The following is an 18,990-nucleotide window of genomic DNA, read 5'->3' as shown; positions in this document are numbered from 1 at the left end:
TTTACAATGAACGTAATCAGTACAGAAAAAGCACCAGGCGCAATTGGACCATATTCTCAGGGATTTGAAGTAAACGGAATGGTTTATACTTCCGGGCAGATTCCTGTAAACCCGGCAGACGGCACTACTCCTGAGGGCATTGCAGCACAGGCTGAGCAGAGCTGCAAAAATGTGGGCGCCATCCTGGAAGCAGCAGGCAGCGGCTTTGACAAGGTATTTAAGACCACCTGCTTCCTGGCAGATATGGGTGACTTTGCTGCATTTAACGAAGTATATGCTAAGTATTTCACTTCCAAGCCAGCCAGAAGCTGTGTGGCTGTTAAGACCCTTCCAAAGGGCGTGCTGTGTGAGATCGAAGCAATCGCTGTTAAATAAGGGATTACCAGATAAGATCATAAAAGCCGCATTTTCCCGTAGTCATGCACGGGAAGTGCGGCTTTGCTGATATATAAACATGCCGGGGGAGATGGCGGGAAAGGAAGGCTTGCGGGATGAAGATAAGGTCATTTGTGAGGAAGACGGTCAGAGTGCTGCTGGTTTTGGGATTGGCAGGATGCCTGGTGATGTTTTTGGTGAATCTGTATATGATCCGCAAAGAGGAAACGTATATCCTGACCGCGGACCAGGCCGGGGAACTGGAGGATGTGGACTGTATTATGGTGCTGGGCTGCGGCGTCAGGCCTGACGGTACTCCATCGGGTATGCTGAGCGACCGGCTGGATCAGGGGATCCGGCTTTATGATGAACATGTATCGGACAAACTTCTCATGAGCGGTGACCACGGAAAGGTCAACTATGACGAGGTGAACCTGATGAAACAGTTTGCCATTGACAGGGCGGTTCCCTCTGAGAATATTTTTATGGACCATGCAGGTTTTTCCACCTATGAGAGCATGTACCGCGCCAGGGACATTTTCCAGGTGAGGAAGATTGTGATCGTGACCCAGCGCTACCATATGTACCGCGCCCTCTATGTGGCTCAGTCCATGGGCATGGAGGCATACGGCGTGGCCTCGGATCCCAGAACCTACGGGGGGCAGCGGATGAGGGATGTGAGGGAACTTCTGGCACGGCCAAAGGACCTGATCTACACCATTGTGATGCCAAAACCCACCTACCTTGGAGACTCCATTCCGGTGAGCGGGGACGGCAATGTGACCAATGACAAGGATGAGAACCGTAAGCGGGCAGTTTCCGCAACAGCGGTTCCCCAGGAGAATGAGTAAGGGATTTCCGTTTATCTCATCATAAAATACCCCCATACCCTGCTATATTTGGGGAGCAGGATATGGGGGTATTGGTCTGCTCCGGTCCGTAATGGTCCGAAGCAATGCACAGGCCGTGCACATACCGTTTTATCTATATGGTAAAAGAAATATAGCAATATTATAATTTTACAAAATAGCTGGCGTCCTTGCCGCATACCGGGCAGATAAAGTCATCGGGCAGCGTGTCTGACTCCAGGATGTAGCCGCACACGGTGCAGCGGTAGCCCGCCGCCTTTTCGGTATTCTCCTGGTAGGAAGGGGCGTTAGGCGGTGTGGTTCCGTTTTTCTTTATATGATAGTTGGCGTAGGTGAGAGATGGGGAGGCAGAATCCATAACCTCCGCTTCCACTACTTCACCAATGACGATCACATGGGTCCCCACATCCAGGGTGGAGATCACGCGGCAGGCAAAACGGGCGCAGACCCCTTCGGTGGGGTATGGATTGCTCAGGCTGTCGCGTCCCTGGGGAATGCCGTCATACTTATCCACATTCTTGCCCGACTGGAAACCGAACCGCTTGATCTGCTCCATCTCCACATCCTCGGACAGGACAACGCCGGAAAATGTACCGGACGTCTCGATCAGCTTCAATGTATAATTGTTTTTGTTCAGCGCAATGGAAAGCCTGGCCGGTGATGATGTTACCTGGGCCATGGTATTGATCACGCATCCGCCGTCCTTTCCGTCAGCACTGCTGGATACAATGTAAACCCCATAATTTAATTTGAAAAATGCTTTTGGATCCATAAATATAACCCTCCTGTTTTGGATATGATGCACTTGGTACATTCTGTTTGCTATCCTCAGCGGACAAGGGGCGTGTGTCCCCCTTGTCCGTTGAGGGTATAGTTTGATTTTACCACGTTCATTTGATAATATGTATATGTTTATATTATATCACATAAAATGAATTAAATCAATAATAATTACTATTATTATAACATCTTTTTAACACAAAATGGCATGTTTAGCAGAAATGTAAACAGTAAAGAGAAGGGAGATAATGGCTGCCGTGGAAAATAGGAAAAAACTGGTTATTATGAACTTTTCCGGGGTGTACGAAAAAGAGGATTTCTATAAGGACATGCAGCACCTGTGGATCGACTGCAGGGATATACTGGGGACAAACTGCTACTGTGATGAGGAGGCAGAAACGCGGATCGGGGAACGGATCAGGGATAAACAGCTGAAAGAGGGGATCCATTTCCTGGATTCAGGCAATTACCATTATCTGAGCAAGATCTGGCTGGACCAGGTGGAGGAAGATATGGAACTTCTTGTGTTTGACCATCACACGGATATGCAGCTCCCCATGTTCGGGGATATCCTGTCCTGCGGGGGATGGATCAAAACAGTACTGGAGCATAATCCCAGGGTGAAACGCGTGTGGCTGGCAGGGCCGCCTGCCCAGGCCGTGAGGGAGATTGCAGGGGAGAGCTGGGCGGCATCAGGGCAGCGGTCAGGGCCGCTGCCGGGGCCATTGCCGGTTCCGCTGCCGGGGCCGGCATCAGGGATGGCAGAGGTCAGGGTGGTGTGGATCAGCGAGGATGATATGACGGATCTGGGCTTTTGGAAGAAACAGATGGGCAGCTCCTCCCTTCCCCTGTATATTTCCGTGGATAAAGACGTGCTGAGCCGGGATCATGCCAGGACGAACTGGAACCAGGGGAGTACAAAACGTTCCGTTTTATTGGACTGTATCAGTGCGGCCGCCTCCTGCCGCCGGATCATAGGCATGGACGTGTGCGGCGAAGATCCGGAAGGAGACAGGGAGAGTGCAAAAGCCAGGGAGGACATTTCCATTAATAATCAAACAAACAGGGAACTTATCTGTTGCTTTATGGAAAAATGTGGTATAGTGTCATAAAAAAGGAATGGAGGCAATGCGGATGAAGCCTGTAATTGGAGTCATACCCCTGTTTGATGATAAAAAAGACAGTATCTGGATGGTGCCGGGATACATGGAGGGAATCCGCCGGGCGGGAGGTATTCCCATGATGCTTCCCCTGACATGGGAAAAGGGAGATTTAGAACAAATCAACAGCATGTGCAGGGGCTACCTGTTTACCGGGGGACATGATGTGGCGCCTAAACTGTACGGCGAGACGGAAAGCAGCCTTTGCGGCCCTGCCAACCGTCAGAGGGATCAGCTGGAAACATATATTTTTCATTTGGCATGGAACGATGATAAGGCAGTTCTGGGCATCTGCCGCGGCCTGCAGCTTATCAATGTGCTCATGGGAGGAACCTTGTACCAGGATCTGCCGTCACAGTTTCAAGGGTCAAAGGAGATAGAGCATCATATGTGCCCTCCTTATGACAGGCCCTGCCATCAGGTGAAACTGACAGAGGAGGGACCTCTTTTCCGGCTGCTGGAAAAGAGGGAACTGGGAGTAAACAGTTATCACCATCAGGGGATCAAAAAGCTGGCGCCTGGACTGGGAATCTCGGCCGTGGCCGAGGACGGGCTGGTGGAAGGAATCTATGCCCGGGATAAGAGATACATACAGGCCATTCAGTGGCACCCGGAGTTTATGGGTCGGGAAGACCGGGACTCGGGAAAAATATTCAGAGAATTTGTTGAAGGATGTAAGTGACATGCATAGAGACTTGACAGTGGGAAGCATTACAGGAACCATGCTGCGGTTTGCACTGCCCATGATATTGGGCAATCTTTTGCAGCAATTTTATAACATAGCGGATACCCTGATCGTAGGGCGTTATCTGGGGGCGAATGCATTGGCTGCCGTGGGAGCGGCCTATGCGCTGATGACATTTCTTACCTCTATCCTTCTGGGACTGAGTATGGGGAGCGGGGCCGTGTTTTCCCTCCGGTTCGGGGAGAAAAATTCGGATATGCTTAAGAACAGCATATTTGTCTCCTTTGTTATGATAGCGGCAGTTGCATTGGCGGTAAATGCAGGTGTGTTTCTGTTCATCGACCCGATCATGAGGCTTTTGTGTGTGCCGGGTGAACTGTATGCCCTGATGCGGGAGTATCTGTGGATCATATTTTATGGGATATTTGCAGTATTCCTGTATAATTTTTTTGCATCCCTTTTGCGCGCGGTGGGAAATTCCTTTATCCCGCTGGTGTTTTTAGGCATTGCGGCAGTGCTCAACGTAATCCTGGACCTGGTCTTTGTCCTGGTATTCCACTGGGGCGTTGGGGGCGCGGCCGGGGCAACGGTGATCGCCCAGTTTGTGTCAGGGGTCGGTATCGGAATCTATACGTTTGTAAAAATGCCCGAGTTCAGGATCGGAAAAAGCCATATGAGAATGGACCGCCGTGTCCTTGGGGAAATATCCCAGTTTTCATTTCTTACCTGCGCCCAGCAGTCGGTGATGAACTTCGGCATACTGATGGTGCAGGGCCTTGTAAACAGTTTTGGGACCGTGGTAATGGCTGCATTTGCGGCAGCTGTAAAAATAGATTCCTTTGCCTATATGCCGGTGCAGGACTTTGGAAATGCCTTTTCCACATTCATAGCCCAAAATTACGGAGCCGGCAAACGGGACAGGATCAAGGCCGGGATCAAAAGCGCGGTTATTGTATCCATTTCCTTCTGTCTTTTTATATCAGCCATTGTATGGATATTTGCAAAACAGCTGATGCTGATCTTTGTCCAGCCCCAGGAGACGGAGATACTGGCCGTGGGCGTGGGATATCTCAGGATCGAGGGGGCATTTTATTGGGGCATCGGATGCCTGTTCCTTTTGTATGGCCTGTACAGGGCTGTCAGAAGGCCGGGGATGTCCGTGGTCCTCACCGTGATCTCCCTGGGAACCAGGGTGGCGCTGGCTTATGCGCTGGCATCCGTCCCATCCATTGGGGTGACCGGGATCTGGGTCTCGGTTCCCATTGGATGGATCCTGGCGGATCTGGCTGGATTTTTATATTATGGGAGGGTACGCAAGGAACTGTAGGAAGGAATGCCGCGTATCCAATCCTACAAAAGCCAATGCTCCCCCTGCCCAAGCATCCTCTCAGCTTCCCCGGGCCCGGGGGTTCCCGGAACATAGGAGTACAAAGGCAGGTCCGTATCTGAATACAGCTTCTTCAGCCTGCTCACATAATTCCAGCAGAGTTCGATCTGGTCCCACTGGGAGAACCAGGAGCTTTCACCCTCAATGCAGGCAGTGATCAGGCGCTCATATGCCTCAGGCGTGTTAAGCTGATGGACCAGGTTGCAGTTCTGGCAAAAGTCCATTTTGGTGGGAATGATATCGTCCGTATCCCCGGGCCGCTTGATATTAAACTGCAGGTAGACGCCCTCGGTGGGCTGGATCTTGATGATCAGCACATTGGGCTCCACCTGGGCGTATGGCCGGCGGAAGATCACGGAAAGTTCAATCTCCCGCATCCCTGTCTTTTTGCCCGTGCGTATATAAAATGGGGTCCCTTTCCAGCGGGTGTTGTCAATAAACAGCTTTAAGGCCGCAAAGGTTTCGGTTTTGGAATCCGGTTTGACAAGCGGTTCCTGCCGGTAGCCGTCATACTGGCCAAGTACCAGCATGTCGCTGATGGACTCCTCATCAGCCTGACGCAGGGATGTGAATACATCCAGCTGGGCATCGTGCAGCCCCTTTGGGGTCATTTCACCGGGTTCTTCCATGGCCATGATGGACAGGATCTGCAGCAGATGGTTCTGCACCATGTCCTTTAGCGCGCCGCTGGCGTCATAGTATCCGCCGCGGGTCTCCACGCCCATATCCTCCAGGGCTGAAATCTGTACGGACTCAATGTAACGTGAGTTCCACACATCTGTGAAGATGGGGTTCGCAAACCGGATAGCCTGGATGTTGCGGACCATTTCCTTGCCCAGATAGTGGTCGATCCGGTAGATCCCCCTGGCTCCGAAGTGAGCTTCCAGTTCCTTGTTCAGGGCCGCTGCCGAGGCCAGGTTTTCGCCAAAGGGTTTTTCCAGGATGACCTTGCCGTTCTCAGAGCCTTTTACTTCCTTGAGTCCCTGGGTGATGACGCTGAAAAAGCGGGGAGCCACCGCGTAATAAAAGATGTGGGAACCAATATCCTGCTCCCTGTAATATGCATCCAGGCCCTGGTAGGCATTGATATCAGAAAAATTCATTTGATAGTAATACAGTTTTTCTGCAAACTGCAAAAAGCTGTCTTCCTTAAAGGGGAGCCGGGTGAATTTCTCCACCCAGTCCCTGGCCGCCCTGCGGTAGCTGCCGCTGTCATAATCCCGGCGTCCGATGATGACGATTCGGCTGGCATTCGGAAGCTTGCCCGTGAGAACCATGGTGTACAGCGCGGGAAGAAGCTTGCGGAACGTCAGGTCTCCAGTGCCGCCGAAAATGGTAATATTTGTGTCAATTTTCATCTGTTTTCCTCCATTGGTGGTGGAATGTGCCTTGGCGGTCCGTCCTTTCATAGGTGTGGGCGCCAAAACAGTCCCGCTGGGCCTGGATCAGGTTGGCTCCTGCAGCCTTTGCCCGGAACGCATCCAGATAGGATACCGCGTTGCAGAGGGCGGGAACGGGAAGTCCGTTTAACACGCCTGTGGATACCGCTGTGCGCAGGCTGTCCTGGTGCTCATTGACCCTGGACAGGAAAAAGGTGTCGAATATCAGGTTCTCCGGCTTATCCTCTGCCTCAAATGCGTGGGTGATATCATTCAGGAAGGCGGCCTGGATAATGCATCCGGCCCGGAAAATGGCAGCGATCCTGCCTAAGTCCAGATTCCACCCATACTGACTGGAAGCATCCTGCATCAGGGCAAACCCCTGGGCATATGCGATGATCTTTCCGGTATATAAGGCTGCGCGGACCATGTGGGCAAATGCTTTTTTGTCCTGTGCAATCCGCAGATCAGGGGAAGGGATCAGCCGGGCGGCCTTTTCCCTTGATTCCAGGTGGTTGGACATGATGCGGGCCGCGCAGGCGGAGGTGATCATGGAGATGTCCACACCCTGCTTTAAGGCTTCTATGCTGGCCCATCTTCCTGTGCCCTTCTGCTTGGCGCTGTCCAGGATGGAGTCGATGAGCCGGCCCTGGCCCAGGTCATCCTGCTCCCTGAAAATATCAGCGGTGATGCCGATGAGATAACTGTGCAGTTCACCCTGATCCCAGGAATGGAAGGTGTCCGCCAGCTCCTCGTTGGTAAAGCCGCCCACATATTTCAGGAGAAGATAGGATTCCGCGATCAGCTGCATGTCGGCGTATTCAATGCCGTTGTGGACCATTTTTACATAATGTCCGGCGCCATCCGGCCCGATGTAGGCGCAGCAGGGTTCTCCCATTGCCCTGGCCGCAATGGCTTCCAGGATGGGACGTACGGACTCATAGGCCTCCCCATTGCCTCCGGGCATGATGGATGGACCGAATCTTGCTCCTTCTTCCCCTCCGGAAATGCCCACACCCAGATAGTGGATCCCTTTTTCTTCCAATTCCCTGGCCCGTCTCACGGTATCCCCGTAAAAGGAGTTGCCTCCATCCATAATGATGTCACCCTGCTCCAGGAGCGGCGCCAGCTGGCCGATGACCGCGTCCACAGGTTTGCCGGCCTGGATCATCAGCATGACCCTTCTGGGAGGGGTGAGGGAGGATATAAGTGCCTCCAGGTCATAAAATGGGACCAGGTTCTCATGGGGATGCTCTTGCACCACCTGTTTTGTGACAGCAGCGCTGCGGTTGTAACCTCCAACTTTAAATCCATGGTCCGCCATATTAAGGGCAAGGCTGCGCCCCATAACGGACAGGCCGATAATTCCAATATCAATCTTTGTCATGTTAATTCCTCCATATTATTTATTTGTACTCTCGGGGGCTCCCAAGCATCTGTCTTTGCGGCTGTTTTTCAGCCATCAATGCAGCGGCATCTTATGCAAGCACCACGGATACTGCCTCCGGGGCGGGAACACGGGAACACAGGCCAAGGATGCGTCCGCTTTCAGGGTCAAGGCCAAAGCATACAAGGCCTCCCCTGGTACGGTTCACGGAAAGCAGGTACCTGCCGTCCGGTGTAAGGATGATATCCCGGGGATGGACCCCGCCGCAGCCGGCCTGCTGGATTTGGTGCAGTCCGGATCCGTCTATGGAATAGACAGTGATCAGGTCGGCAAAACGGGTGGATACATACAGGAAGCGCCCGTCCGGGGACAACCGGACTGCTGCTGATGCAGGGGGGTCACGGTATACTGCTCCCTGGGGCAGGATGGGGTATACTTCCCGTGGATCGGTTTCTCCTGCCTGGTACAGGAACACCTGATTGCTCAGTTCGCTGACCAGGAACAGTCTATGATGGAAGGGATCAAATATTCCATGGCGGGGGCCTGTGCCCCTTGGAAATGTCAGCTCTCCCACAAGGGAATAGTCCCTGTCGCAGTCATATATTTTCACTGAGTCAAGTAACAGACAGGGAACCAGCATATAATGGTCATAGAGGAGAATCTGGTGACAGCCGGCTTTGGGTGCAATATGGATACGCTTTGCCAGCTTGATCCCCTCGGGAGATCTGTCATATACCAGAACAGAGCCTTCGTGGTAATTGGCAGTGTACAGGTGTCCGCAATCCTGTGTTACATAACAAGCAGGCGCTGTTTCGTGGAAGGCTTCCCCTATAAGAACAGGCTCCTTAGCGCTGATGTCCAGCAGGCAGACCCCTGCAAGGCCGCCTCTTTTCTCCGGGGCGGCCAGCATTGTGCCGTCCAGGGACAGGTACTTACAGTCCGGGGCATTATAATAGAGTTCGGGCCGGGACAGGGAGCCATCCTTCAGGTCAAGGGAGAAACGGTATATGCCCAGACTTTCAGGTGAGGCGTAAGTGCCCAGATAACCGGTGAGTTTATTCATGTGAGATCCTTTCTATGCTATCTGTTACTGATTACTTTACAGTTACTAATTGTAATTATAAAAGTTACAGTAACATATGTCAAGAGCCAAATGAAATATTAAAAATGTAACATTCAGCCGATAATCCAGTATTCCCTGATATTTACAGGGTTATGTGCCTTTTGCACGGAGTCCTGTTGAGAAATTTTCTGAATAAAAGCATTACCCTGAGGATGAGATGCTGCTGGTAAAGGAAGGGGAGTGCGGCAGGGAGAACCGGTATCCGCTGTTTATGGAAAGTTAGAAATTCTTTTCCAATACTATTTGCATTTTTCCTTAATTTGTTGATAATAGAGATAGAAAACAAAAAGGAGACAGGCCATGAACTGGAATACACTGCTCTGTGATGACAGAATCCGGAGTTATAAAAAAATATCATCCGCAGACCTGCGCACGGAGTTTGAGAAGGATTACCACCGCATCATCGGAAGCGCCTCCTTCCGCCGCCTTCAGGACAAGACCCAGGTGTTTCCGCTGGACAGGAGTGATTTTGTGAGGACAAGGCTTACCCACTCCCTGGAGGTGTCCTCTCTGGCCAAGTCCCTGGGACAGAATATTTCCGAGAGCATCCGTACCAGGATCAAGGACGAGACATTTTTGCCTGAACACAAGGCCGCTGTGTGCGACATACTTCAGTGCGCCGGGCTGATCCATGACATTGGAAACCCGCCCTTTGGACATTTTGGGGAGACTTCTATTCAGGACTGGTTTAAACAGAATCTGAGCAGGCTCAATTTTAAGGGAAGACCCATCAGCCAGATACTGGAACCCCAGATGCTCCTTGATTTTTTTAACTTTGAGGGCAATACCCAGGCGTTCCGTGTGGTTACGCGGCTGCATTTTTTGGTGGATGAGCACGGTATGAACCTGACAAAGGCCCTGCTGGGAACCATTATCAAGTATCCGGTATCTTCCCTGGAGATCTGTAAGGACAGCGGCGATATCCGGACCAAGAAAATGGGATATTTCTATGCAGATAAAGACAACTTTGAGGACGTGCAGCAGTCCACGGGTACCTGCGGCAGGCGCCATCCCCTCACCTTTCTTCTGGAAGCGGCGGATGATATTGCATATAAGACAGCGGATATAGAGGATGCGGTGAAAAAGGGCTGCATTTCCTATGACCGCCTTTTGGCGGAGCTGAAGGGATTCTGTGCGGACAGGCAGACGGACCGGTACCGGCAGATCGTATCCTGGCTGGAGGAGCGCTACCACAAGGGTGTGGAACGGGGCTACAGCGGCCCGGACCAGTATGCGGTACAAAACTGGATCATAAGCGCCCAGGGACAGATGATCGCAGGGGTAACGGACTGTTTTACGGAGCATTACGGGGCCATCATGGATGGAACCTATGGAAAAGATATGTTTGCGGGAACCGATGTGGAGCTACTGATGGAGGCATTGGGGGACATTGCCTACAGGTATGCCTTTGATACCAGGCCCATCCTGAAGCTGGAGATCGCGGCACAAACCATCTTTAGCTTCCTTTTGGACCGGTTCGTGGACGGGGTGATCCCGTGGGATACGGACCTGGCCATGACACAGGTGCAGAGAAAGATGGTTTCCCTTATTTCCGATAATTATAAGAAGATATACTCCCTCTGCTCAAAGGGCAGGAGCGAGGAGGAAAAACTGTATCTGCGCCTGCTGCTGGTCACGGATTATATTTGCGGAATGACAGACAGCTATGCCAAGGATATGTATCAGGAACTGAATGGGATCGTTTAGATAGCAAAGCCTTTTGGGTCCCGCTGGCATACGGAGAGGAGATAGTGATGGAGAAACACAGGGGAAATGGGAGGGGACGCTGGATGGCTGCATTTGCGGTCCTGTTCCTCATAGAAGGGGCGATTGCCATATGGGTCCACGACCGGTTTGTGCGGCCTTATATGGGGGATGTGCTGGTGGTGGTCCTGGTCTACTGCTTTGTGCGGATCTTCCGGCCGGAAGGGATCCGGCATCTGCCGGCCTATGTATTCCTGTTTGCAGTCTGCGTGGAGGTACTGCAGTATTTCCGCCTGGTGGAGATCCTGGGACTTGAGGGATGCGGAGCGGCCAGGATCATCCTGGGTTCTGTGTTTGACTGGAAGGACATTGCCTGCTATGGGGCGGGATGCCTGATCCTGCAATGGATGGAGCACATAGGACCAAAATACAGAGATACAAAACAGGGGGATCCGGATGACATTAGATTGGGAGATAGGAGCTGACCGGGTATGAGTACTGCAGAATCGGAGAAAAAGATAGAACGCCTGGTGGATGTGGCCAGGATGTACTACGAACAGGACAGGACCCAGAGTGAGATCGCGGTCCGGTACGGCATATCCAGGCCCATGGTCAGCAAGCTTTTAAAGGAAGCCAGGGATGTGGGGATCGTGACGATCCGCATCCAGGCGCCGGGGGCAAAGGACAGCGGCCAGATATCCCTGATGGAGCAGGTGGGCAGAAAATTCGGCATTTACGAGGGAGTGGTGGTGCGGGACGGACCGAATGACCATACCACCAATGATGCGGTGGCTGAGACGGCTGTCCGCTATCTGGAAAACCTGGGAGAAGGCACTCTTGGAATCGGATGGGGCCATGTGATCGGGGATGTGGTAAGGCATATTGAGCAGAGAAACCGACTTGTCCCCGTGTGTCAGGCTGTCTGCCCCCTGATCGGAAACGGCGGTGTGGGGCTTAAGAACTATCACTCCAATGAACTGGTCCGCACCATAGCGGAGCACAGCGGGGCCCAGCCCAAATTTATCTATTCGCCCGCCTGCGTGCTGTCGGAGCAGGAGCTGAAGCTGATGAAGGCATTGGACAATTACCATGAGATCCTTCGGGCATGGGAGAAATTGGATGTAGCCCTGGTAAATATAGGAAACTTTCCGTCCACGCCGGATTTTGCGTCCGAGGCCAGGTACGGCGACCAGCTGATGAAGCAGAAGGCGGTGGGCAGGATCCTCAATTATTATATTGATGTGGAAGGCCGCGTGATCCGGTCAAAGACGGATTATGCCATACAGATTCCCCTGGAACTGCTGGCCCGGGTAAAACATGTGGTGGGGATCTGTTCGGCCAATACCAGCCCCAAGGCCTTAAGGGGAGCCCTGAAGACAGGGTATTTGGGCCATATCCTTGCCCCGGAGCATGTGGTAAGGGATATGCTGGAGCAATAGGCAAAGGCCCGGGAAGGCGGCGCCGGGTGTCATACGTAAGAAAAATAAAGTTACATATGTAACTTGAAATGCGCAGTTTGTCATAGAACCTGCGCATTTTTTGTGCAGTATATTAAAAATATAGAATCGCAGACAGATTAAATTGACAAGAATGTCAGAAAATGATAATCTAAAATCATGGGTAATGTGGAAAAAATGCGTGAAAGGAGGTTACATATGTTACTAAGCAAACCGGAGATTATACAAATGTTCACAAAGATCGCCCAATTGTGGAACGAGAACAAGGATTATCTCAGTGAGATCGATTCCAGGTTTGGGGACGGGGACCATGGCGTAACCATTGGGAAGATTGCCGGACTGATGGAAAAAAGCATGAATGCCTGGGAAGATGACGACATGGAGACGTTTATCGAGGACCTGGGGGACAACACCATGGAGATCGGCGGGGGCAGCGCAGGTCCCCTGTATGGGACCATGATCGGAGGCCTTTCAGGACCATTGGAAGGCAGTAAGCCCATTGATGCAAAGACTTTAAAGGAAATGTTTACCGAGTGCCAGTCCGCCATGGAGGATATCACCACTGCGGGCATTGGCGATAAGACCATGATGGACGCCCTGATCCCGGCGGTGGAAGCCGCGCAGAAGGCGGAGGACGATATCATGTCCATCCTGGAAGCTGCAAAGGAAGCGGCCGTCAGGGGAGCAAAGGAGAGCGAACAGTACATTTCCAAATACGGAAGGGCCAGAAGCTATAAGGAACAGACCATTGGCACACCGGACGCAGGTGCAGTGAGCACATCGCTGTTCTTCACCGGTCTGTGTGACGGATTAAAATAGGAGAGAGGTATCATGTATGAAAATGAAAAAATTTATTAACAATCCCGAGAACCTGACACCTGAGCTTTTGGAGGGCTTTGTACTGGCAAACAAGGATCTTGTTTCCCTGGGGGAGAGCCGTATGGTCATCAATAACAAGCTGGCCCAGGCGGACCGTGTGACCATTGTGACCCAGGGCGGCTCCGGTCATGAGCCGGCCATCAGCGGTTTTGTGGGGGAGGGTATGGTGGATGTGTCGGTTGTGGGCGATGTGTTCGCTGCTCCCGGGCCGCAGGCATGCCTGGATGCCATCAAGCTGGCTGACAAGGGAAAGGGCGTACTTTATATTGTACTGAACCATGCGGGGGATATGCTGACCGGCAACCTGACCATGAAAAAGTGCGCCAAGGAAGGCCTAAACGTGATCAAGGTAGTGACCCAGGAGGACATTGCCAATGCGCCCAGGTCCAATGCGGATGACAGGCGCGGCCTGGTTGGCTGTATCCCCACCTACAAGATAGCGGGAGCGGCTGCCGCCGAGGGCAAGAGCCTGGAAGAGGTGGCGGCAGTGGCACAGCGCTTTGCCGACAACATGGCCACCCTGGCAGTGGCTGTTTCAGGTGCGACCCATCCTGCAACCGGAAGCCTGCTGGCAGATCTGGGTGAGGATGAGATGGAGATCGGCATGGGGCAGCACGGGGAGGGCGGCGGAGGACGCCAGCCCATGAAGTCAGCGGATGAGACAGCGGTCATCATGCTGGACGGCCTGATCGCTGACCTGGATATCAAGGAAGGGGAGAAGGTTATGCTGATCCTCAACGGTACCGGGGCCACCACCCTGATGGAACTGTTTATTATTTACCGCAAATGCGTGGAATATCTCAAGGGTAAGAATATAGAGATCGTTGCCAACCATGTGGGTGAGCTGCTGACAGTACAGGAGCAGGCCGGATTCCAGATGTTTATGGCAAGGATGGATGATGAGCTGCTCCACTACTGGAATGCACCCTGCAACACCCCTTATATGAAAAAATAATACAGGTGTCCGCACCAAGGAGGATATGATATGGCGGCTGAATATATGCACATTGGAATTCCGGTCCTGAACAAAAAAGAGGGAATGACCTATAACGAGGCCATGAAATTCTGGGTCAGCAATGTGGATGACTATGATTTTAAAATCGAATACCTGAAATTTGAGGAGGGGACTCCCTTTCCTGAGATCCTTTCCAAGCAGCCTCATGTGGCTTATAAGGTAGATGACCTGGACCACTATGCGGCCTTGGCACAGCAGGTGATATTTGGTCCCATGGACCTGGGGTCCGGGGTGAGGCTTGCATTTGTGATTTGGGATGATGCCATTATTGAACTTTATGAGGAAAAGTAAGGAGATAGCCGGATGTTAGTTAACATGAATCAGGTCCTGCAGTATGCAGAGGACCGCCGGTGCTGTATCGGAGCCTTTGACACACCTAATCTGGAGATACTGATGGCGGTATTGGGGGCGGCCGAAAAGCGGAACGAGCCCGTTATTATCCAGCACGCCCAGCTGCATGAGTGCGAGACGTCCATTGACGTGATCGGCCCAATTATGGTGCGTATGGCAAAGGATGCCCAGGTACCCGTGTGTGTAATGCTGGACCACGGCGAGGATATAGAGTATGTGAAACGGGCCCTGGACATTGGTTTCAGCGCTGTTATGTACGATGGATCCTCCCTTTCCTATGAGGAAAATGTCCGTATGACAAAGGAGGTAGTGGCCCTGGCAAAGGCAGCGGGCGCGGATGTGGAGGCGGAGATCGGGATCGTGACCGGGCATGAGGGGCGGGAATTTGGCCTTAAGGAAGTGAGCGAGGCGTATACGGATCCGGACCTGGCTGCAAGGTATGTAAAGGATACGGGGATCGATGCCCTGGCGGCATCCGTGGGCACGGTACACGGCTTTTATACCACCAAGCCCAACCTGGATTTTGAACGGATCGTAAAGATCAGAGAACTCACAGGCATTCCTCTTGTAATGCACGGCGGATCAGGGATCAGCGTGGAGGATACCCAAAAGGCCATCCGCTGCGGTATCAGGAAGATCAATTACTTTTCCTACATGTCAAACGCAGGCGTTAAGGCGGTAAAGAAGCTTTTGGAGGAAAAAGAGGTGAAGTATTTCCATGACCTGGCCAAGGCGGCAGTGGATGCCATGGAGGCGGACGTACTTAAGGCCATGGCCATGTTTGCACTGGAGTGAGGGGATGGGATCCATTGCCGGAATGGAGTGAATAAACGCATATGTGATAGAACGTATGGTTCCTTGGAGACAACAACCGGGGAACCATACGTTTTTTTGTGCGCGGCGTCTGTCTTTAATTTCGGCAGATGTACTGCTCCAGATCAGGCTGAAGGGTATTAAACATGATATTCACATTATTCAGATGACCATAAATTGCCTTTTGAAGTCCGATCTCATCATGGTTTTTAATGGATTCCACAATGGCGCGGTGCTGATGGGGCATCATAATGGGATTTTCCAGGCGGAGAGCAAGAAGACGGGCCCGCATGTAGTGGATATCCCGTTCACCGGTGTGTTCCAGCACAAATTCCTTATGTGTCATATTATAAAATATCTTATGAAATTCCGTATCCAGCTGAAACGCCAGTTCATATGCGGATGCATTCAGAAGCTCCTCCTGACGTGCTACCAGGGACTCCAGATATGGGACAATGGATTCAAAACATCCAGTGTGGTAGCCATCCATCATGATCTTGTATTCCAGAGCTTCACGCAGATAACGGATTTGTTCCAGCTGCTGCACATTGATCAGGGTCACGTAGCTGCCTCTCTGAGGACGGGCTTCCAGTGCGTTTTCAGCTGCTAAAAGATGCACTGCTTCCCGGACCGGAATACGGCTGCAGTTGAATTCTTTTGCCAGTTTAACCTCGCTGAGCTTTTCTCCCGGCATCAGGTGAAGGGAAGCAATCTCATGCCACAGATGCTGGTAAATGATTTGGGTAAGGTTAGACGGTGTCTGAATGGTTTCGATCATAGTTACTCCTGTCTGTCAGATGAATCAATATTTTTGGTATTTGGTAATATCCAGATGACAATATCTAGTATACATTCTATAACATAACCCCAAATAATTCAATATATTATACTGTTAAAAATTGGTGTTATACGTAAATATGCCATAAAATTTCATTTGAAACAGTCGTCCGAAATTCAAAAAATGTATACCAGATTGAATGGAATAAAATATATTATTAGTAAATAAATGTAATAATATGTAAAAAAATATGGAGTTAAACTAAAAATATTTTATAGTGAAAGACATGATGAGCAATTAAATGTGTTAAAATAGCACTATAAGGGAGCGATAAAGTTGTAAAAAACATAAAAAATCACAAAACCCATTGACTTTATATATACATCGTATTATACTTGCCTCAGATGTTATACTAGTATACATTTTGAGAGCGCAAATAAGGAATCATTAAAAAGGAGCTTATCATGATGGAAATGAGGCCGAAATTATTGTGTCCGTCCATATTAAATCTGGCCATCGACAATATCAGGGAAGAGGTTGAGAAACTGGATGCCACGGATATGGATATTTATCATGTGGACCTGATGGATGGGACATTTGTTCCAAACTTTGGAATGTCTGTACGTGAACTGGAGATGATCCGGAGGGTTACGGACCGGGGGGCCCGCAAATTAATTGACTGCCATATGATGGTCATGAATCCGCACAACTACATAGAAAAGGTAGCCCAGGCAGGAGCTGATATCATTTATATCCACCCGGAATCAGAACTGATTCCGTCCGCCACCCTTGAACTGATCCAGATGCAGGGCAAGAAGACCGGTCTTATCCTGAATCCCTGTACCGCGCTGGAACGTGTGAAGGATATGCTTCCGATTACGGATTATGTCATGATCATGGCGGTAAATCCCGGATTTGCAGGCAGGGAATTTATGCCCTATACCCGTCAGAAGTTTATTGAACTCAACAGCTACAGGGAGGAACATGGACTTGATTATCACCTTCTGCTGGATGGGGGAGCCACAAAGGAGATTATCAGCGACCTGTACCATAACTGCGGAGTGGAGGGGTTTGTATTGGGAAAACAGGAACTGTTTTTCCAGGAGGAGGATTATGCGGCCTGCATAGACAGGATCCGGGCTTATTAAAACAGTAAAAACAAACATAAATACAGGAGGATCATTGAATGAAAAAAAGATTAGCAGTCATTATTTCCGTGGTATTAAGTGCAAGTATGCTCTTTGGATGCGGTTCGGGTTCGGGCGCCACGCCTGCCACCCAGGCGGCAGAGGCAGGGGGCAAGGACACTCAGGCAGCGGCTGCCGGCAGCAAGGAAGCGGCTGCCGCAGGGGAGACCGTAAAGCTGAAGTATGATCTGACCGTATCCCTGGACCATCCGTGGGGGCAGGCGGCGACCGAGTTTAAGAAGCGTCTGGAGGAAAAGTCAGGCGGACGCTTTGTGGTAGAAATCTATCCCTCCAGTTCATCCGGTTCAGAGGCGGATTCCCTGGCAGGTATGCTGGTGGGCACAACGGATATGACCATGTCCGGAGGATCCTTTAACGGATATGCGCCCAGCGCCACTCTTTTGGAAGCGCCCTGGGCTTACAACTCGGAGGAAGATGTACAGAACATGGTTGAGAGTGAGATCGGAACTTCCATCAAAAACGACTTTGAGACAGCGGGCTTTCATGTGCTGTGGTATCAGCTGCGCGGCGCCCGCCAGCTGACTTCCAATGTGCCGATCAACACCCCCGCTGACCTGAGCGGACGAAAGATGCGTATGTCCGGCAACACGCTGCACACCAATATGTGGAACAGTGCAGGCGCTGTGTGCTCATCCATTGCCCTGGGAGAGACCTTTAACGCATTGAGCCAGGGGGTTGTGGAGATGCAGGAGAATCCTTATGACATGATCTATGACAACAGCTTTTATGAAGTACAAACGTATGTGAATGAGACAAACCATGTATATTCAACGATCCTCAATCTGATCTCGGCCGACCTTTACAATGGGCTGGATGATGAGATGAAGGGCTGGCTGGAAGAGACATCCCGGGAAATGCAGCAGTGGACCAATGATTACTACTATGAGCACAAGGATGATTACCGCCAGAAGTGTATAGACGCAGGCATGATAATTAACACAGAGGTGGACCGGGAGGCCGTCAGGGAAGCCATGAGCCCGGTGATCCAGTCCTATCTGGAGGACCAGGGGGCAGAACTCTGGGATATGTATCAGAAGATCTGTGAAATGTCCGAGGCCAATGCAAAATAACAGGATGGTTTTAGACGCCGCTTGCGGGCAGCAGGCGGCGTTTTATAAAAGCGCAGCTAATAAATTTGATTTCAGTCGGGGGATAGCGATGAAGAAAATTACTGACATACTGGATGAGATATTCCACTACCTTACGGCCCTCTCCTTTGGCCTGGTAAGTATCTGCGTTCTGGTCCAGGTCATCACACGGTATACACCGGGGATCTCGGCTCCCTGGACAGACGAAATGACAAGGTTATTTTTTATGTACACAATTATGTTCGGTGCGCCCATGGCCATCAAATACAGCGAGTACGCGGTTATCGATATTGTGACAAACAATATGCATGGCCCGTTCAGGCATATCATAAACATTTTGGATTATGTGTTCATATGCGTTGTGGGTGTGGCAGGCACAAAACAGGCCCATATATTCTGGAAAACAGGTCTCAGGACCGTATCCACTTCACTGAGGATCAACATGGGCATCTTCTACCTGGTTCCGGTAGGGATATTCGCCCTGACATCCGTATACTGTGTCTCCGGAATCATCAGGGAGATCCTGGAAATGGGAAAGGGGGAAGAATAAAA

20 protein-coding genes are annotated in these 18,990 nt (G+C 51.1%); 15 read left to right on the top strand and 5 right to left on the bottom strand.

The genetic code is table 11. The features are described from left to right. The first annotated feature begins 6 nt into the window (after positions 1-6). Both HMPREF9469_RS10715 and HMPREF9469_RS10710 read left to right on the top strand, forming a co-directional pair. The gene (locus HMPREF9469_RS10715) at positions 7-375 is read left to right on the top strand and encodes a RidA family protein (RefSeq protein WP_007861832.1); all 369 of its coding nucleotides are present in this window, start codon (positions 7-9) and stop codon (positions 373-375) included. A 116-nt stretch (positions 376-491) separates the two neighbouring features. Next, a complete protein-coding gene (locus HMPREF9469_RS10710; protein ID WP_007861830.1) occupies positions 492-1,226 on the top strand; it encodes a SanA/YdcF family protein in 735 nt (244 codons plus the stop codon). A 160-nt stretch (positions 1,227-1,386) separates the two neighbouring features. Here HMPREF9469_RS10710 and HMPREF9469_RS10705 read toward each other — a convergent pair whose 3' ends face one another. After that, entirely contained in the window at positions 1,387-2,016 is a 630-nt protein-coding gene (locus tag HMPREF9469_RS10705) for a flavin reductase family protein (protein WP_007861828.1), read from the bottom strand. 256 nt (positions 2,017-2,272) lie between these two features. On the opposite strand from HMPREF9469_RS10705, the gene HMPREF9469_RS10700 reads away from it, so the two are divergent. Genes HMPREF9469_RS10700 through HMPREF9469_RS10690 form a run of 3 tightly spaced genes read left to right on the top strand, consistent with a single transcriptional unit; the run spans position 2,273 to position 5,196 of the window. Further along, entirely contained in the window at positions 2,273-3,136 is an 864-nt protein-coding gene (locus HMPREF9469_RS10700; protein ID WP_007861826.1) for a hypothetical protein, read from the top strand. A gap of 22 nt (positions 3,137-3,158) precedes the next feature. Continuing rightward, a complete protein-coding gene (locus HMPREF9469_RS10695; protein WP_007861824.1) occupies positions 3,159-3,866 on the top strand; it encodes a gamma-glutamyl-gamma-aminobutyrate hydrolase family protein in 708 nt (235 codons plus the stop codon). Position 3,867: 1 nt separating this feature from the next. Next, positions 3,868-5,196 carry an MATE family efflux transporter gene (locus HMPREF9469_RS10690; RefSeq protein ID WP_007861822.1) on the top strand — a complete coding sequence of 443 codons (1,329 nt, stop codon included), beginning with the start codon at positions 3,868-3,870 and terminating at the stop codon, positions 5,194-5,196. Between the two features lie 23 nt (positions 5,197-5,219). Here HMPREF9469_RS10690 and zwf read toward each other — a convergent pair whose 3' ends face one another. From zwf to HMPREF9469_RS10675, 3 genes are all read right to left on the bottom strand, one after another. Beyond that, positions 5,220-6,614, bottom strand: a complete 1,395-nt coding sequence (zwf, locus tag HMPREF9469_RS10685; RefSeq protein ID WP_007861820.1) for a glucose-6-phosphate dehydrogenase — start codon at positions 6,612-6,614, stop codon at positions 5,220-5,222. Beyond that, positions 6,604-8,022 (bottom strand): NADP-dependent phosphogluconate dehydrogenase, encoded by a 1,419-nt coding sequence (gene gndA, locus HMPREF9469_RS10680; protein WP_007861819.1) that lies wholly within the window; start codon positions 8,020-8,022, stop codon positions 6,604-6,606. The genes zwf and gndA overlap by 11 nt, the downstream gene beginning before the upstream one ends. Positions 8,023-8,113: 91 nt before the next feature. Next, entirely contained in the window at positions 8,114-9,085 is a 972-nt protein-coding gene (locus HMPREF9469_RS10675) for a beta-propeller fold lactonase family protein (RefSeq protein ID WP_007861818.1), read from the bottom strand. A gap of 360 nt (positions 9,086-9,445) precedes the next feature. Between HMPREF9469_RS10675 and HMPREF9469_RS10670 the strand changes: the two genes are divergently transcribed. The 7 genes from HMPREF9469_RS10670 (at position 9,446) to HMPREF9469_RS10640 (ending at position 15,346) form a co-directional block, all read left to right on the top strand. Then, positions 9,446-10,852 (top strand): deoxyguanosinetriphosphate triphosphohydrolase, encoded by a 1,407-nt coding sequence (locus HMPREF9469_RS10670; protein WP_007861817.1) that lies wholly within the window; start codon positions 9,446-9,448, stop codon positions 10,850-10,852. Between the two features lie 47 nt (positions 10,853-10,899). After that, positions 10,900-11,334: a ribosomal maturation YjgA family protein gene (locus tag HMPREF9469_RS10665; RefSeq protein ID WP_161797494.1), complete on the top strand. Its 435-nt coding sequence runs from the start codon at positions 10,900-10,902 to the stop codon at positions 11,332-11,334. 6 nt (positions 11,335-11,340) lie between these two features. Further along, positions 11,341-12,288 carry a sugar-binding transcriptional regulator gene (locus HMPREF9469_RS10660; RefSeq protein ID WP_007861815.1) on the top strand — a complete coding sequence of 316 codons (948 nt, stop codon included), beginning with the start codon at positions 11,341-11,343 and terminating at the stop codon, positions 12,286-12,288. Between the two features lie 216 nt (positions 12,289-12,504). Continuing rightward, positions 12,505-13,125, top strand: coding sequence for a DAK2 domain-containing protein (locus HMPREF9469_RS10655; RefSeq protein ID WP_007861814.1), 621 nt, complete (start codon positions 12,505-12,507; stop codon positions 13,123-13,125). A 16-nt stretch (positions 13,126-13,141) separates the two neighbouring features. Next, positions 13,142-14,140, top strand: a complete 999-nt coding sequence (locus HMPREF9469_RS10650; protein WP_007861812.1) for a dihydroxyacetone kinase subunit DhaK — start codon at positions 13,142-13,144, stop codon at positions 14,138-14,140. Positions 14,141-14,170: 30 nt separating this feature from the next. Beyond that, positions 14,171-14,491, top strand: a complete 321-nt coding sequence (locus HMPREF9469_RS10645; protein ID WP_007861811.1) for a VOC family protein — start codon at positions 14,171-14,173, stop codon at positions 14,489-14,491. A gap of 12 nt (positions 14,492-14,503) precedes the next feature. After that, a complete protein-coding gene (locus HMPREF9469_RS10640) occupies positions 14,504-15,346 on the top strand; it encodes a class II fructose-bisphosphate aldolase (protein WP_007861810.1) in 843 nt (280 codons plus the stop codon). Positions 15,347-15,461: 115 nt separating this feature from the next. Here HMPREF9469_RS10640 and HMPREF9469_RS10635 read toward each other — a convergent pair whose 3' ends face one another. Next, entirely contained in the window at positions 15,462-16,142 is a 681-nt protein-coding gene (locus HMPREF9469_RS10635) for a GntR family transcriptional regulator (RefSeq protein ID WP_007861809.1), read from the bottom strand. Between the two features lie 464 nt (positions 16,143-16,606). Between HMPREF9469_RS10635 and HMPREF9469_RS10630 the strand changes: the two genes are divergently transcribed. From HMPREF9469_RS10630 to HMPREF9469_RS10620, 3 genes are all read left to right on the top strand, one after another. Then, the gene (locus HMPREF9469_RS10630) at positions 16,607-17,290 is read left to right on the top strand and encodes a ribulose-phosphate 3-epimerase (protein WP_227162123.1); all 684 of its coding nucleotides are present in this window, start codon (positions 16,607-16,609) and stop codon (positions 17,288-17,290) included. A gap of 38 nt (positions 17,291-17,328) precedes the next feature. Then, positions 17,329-18,420 carry a TRAP transporter substrate-binding protein gene (locus HMPREF9469_RS10625; protein ID WP_007861807.1) on the top strand — a complete coding sequence of 364 codons (1,092 nt, stop codon included), beginning with the start codon at positions 17,329-17,331 and terminating at the stop codon, positions 18,418-18,420. 88 nt (positions 18,421-18,508) lie between these two features. Then, positions 18,509-18,988, top strand: coding sequence for a TRAP transporter small permease (locus tag HMPREF9469_RS10620; protein ID WP_007861805.1), 480 nt, complete (start codon positions 18,509-18,511; stop codon positions 18,986-18,988). Positions 18,989-18,990: the final 2 nt, after the last annotated feature.

The organism is [Clostridium] citroniae WAL-17108 (assembly GCF_000233455.1).
Taxonomy (GTDB): domain Bacteria; phylum Bacillota; class Clostridia; order Lachnospirales; family Lachnospiraceae; genus Enterocloster; species Enterocloster citroniae.
This window is presented reverse-complemented; position numbering and strand designations above follow the sequence as displayed.